General features: G+C 53.4%; 1 protein-coding gene, 1 tRNA gene and 1 pseudogene. 1 reads left to right on the top strand and 2 read right to left on the bottom strand.

The window, feature by feature from the left end; translation table 11 throughout:
• Positions 1 to 461 (bottom strand): annotated as a pseudogene (locus tag EGI20_RS16700) (ribonuclease R); the annotation flags it as partial.
• Positions 462 to 536: 75 nt separating this feature from the next.
• On the opposite strand from EGI20_RS16700, the gene EGI20_RS16695 reads away from it, so the two are divergent.
• Positions 537 to 623: transfer RNA gene (locus EGI20_RS16695), tRNA-Leu, on the top strand.
• 199 nt (positions 624 to 822) lie between these two features.
• Here the strand turns inward: EGI20_RS16695 and EGI20_RS16690 are convergent.
• Positions 823 to 1848 (bottom strand): sodium:proton antiporter (locus tag EGI20_RS16690; protein ID WP_498632832.1); only part of this gene is annotated, 1026 nt, incomplete at its 5' end.

Below are 1848 nucleotides of genomic sequence, written 5' to 3'. Positions count from 1 at the left end.
ATACGCCCTTCACTGCGGCCACGGCGATCCGGCGCACCGGGCTGCACCATGACGATATCGCCATGCATGGCCTTGTGCATTTCACGCTCGCTCAGAAAGAGATCGCCCTTCTCCCCTTCCAACGGCATGGCAAACCCATAGCCATCACGATGACCGGATACCTTGCACTTAAGCAGATCCAGTTTTTGCGCGACACAGACGGCACCGGTACGGTTAATAACGACTTCTCCGCTACGCTCCATGGCAAACAGGCGGCGTTCGAAAAAAGGTTTTTCTTCTTCAGTAATATTCAGCAAACCGATTAGCTCGGCTGGAAACATGGGAACGCCCTGCCCGGCGAGAATTTGCAGAATAAATTCACGGCTAGGTAAAGGCTTGTCGTATTTGACTTTTTCACGTTCCAGATGCGGGTCTTGCAAGCGCAACGGGATGCTTTTTTGTTTTTTTTGCGTGGCAGGCATTGACTTCCTCGGCTAGGTCAATATAATTCGCACCATCGTAACAGCAATTTTAGCTGGCAGTAGACAATTTGGCAGGCCCAGGTGGCGGAATTGGTAGACGCACTAGGTTCAGGTCCTAGCGCCCGCAAGGGTGTGGAAGTTCGAGTCTTCTCTTGGGCACCAACAGATATTTAAGTCATTGAGTTTTGCTCAATGGCTTTTTTATCGTCCATATTCTGCTCCCCCCTCTTCTATTTATTTCCCTCGCCAAACAAACCCGATAAAAAGCCCGATAAAAAGCCCGACAAGCGCTAGCCTGCCGGGCAATCTTTACACCTTAATCAAGGCAGGCTTAAATTCAAACCCGCCCCGATCATTCCCATCAGAAGAATACCAGCGTCAGGATGCCGAATACCGGCAGCAGGAAGCAGATGGACCAGCCCATATAACCGAAGAAGCTAGGCATTTTCACGCCACGCTGCTCGGCAATGGCCTTGACCATAAAGTTGGGGGCATTACCGATATAGGTATTGGCGCCCATAAAGACCGCACCCATGGAAATGGCCAGCAAGGTATCCGCCATCGGCCCCATCATGGTCTGTGCATCACCATGCGCGAGGTTGAAGAACACCAGATAGGTCGGCGCATTATCCAGGAAGCTGGACAAGACACCCGTCATCCAGAAATACATGGTATCGATCGGCGCACCCGAACTGTCCGACACCATATGCACCAATGGTGCCAGATGGCCATCGGTACCGGCCTTGAGAATGGCAATCACTGGAGCAATGGTGACAAAGATACCGGCAAACAGCTTGCCGACTTCCAGAATCGGGTCCCAGTTGAAATCGTTTCCGGCACGCACTTGCTTGGGCGTCAGTTTCAGCGAGACCGCCGCGATCATCAGCAACAGCACATCGCGTACGATATTCTGCAGTTCCCAATGCGTGCCCATCACATCAAAACTGATACCTGGCTTCCAGAAACCGGACAGCAGCACACCACCGACAACCCCTGCCAGCAGGAAGAAGTTGAATTTGCCGTGGATCTTGATCGGGCTGTCCTTGGTCTTGTCGACCGGCAACACACCTTCCTTGGCAAAGAAGTAGCTGTCCACGGCAAAGAAAATCGCCAGCAGGGAGAGCGAAGTCAGCAGCACCGGCAAGGCCATATGCTGCAAGGTCCAGCCGAAGGTCACACCCTTGAGGAAGCCGAGGAAGAGCGGCGGATCACCCAGCGGGGTCAGACCGCCACCGACGTTGGCAACCAGGAAGATGAAGAACACGACTACATGCACATTGTGCTTGCGGTTGTCGTTGGCCTTGAGCAATGGGCGGATCAGCAGCATCGCCGCACCGGTGGTCCCCATAATGGAAGCTAGCACAGTACCGATAGCCAGGATCGTGGT

The sequence above is a fragment of the Aquitalea sp. S1-19 genome (genome assembly GCF_024343515.1).
The sequence above is the reverse complement of the archived record's forward strand: the minus strand, read 5'-3'. Positions and strand labels throughout refer to the sequence as shown.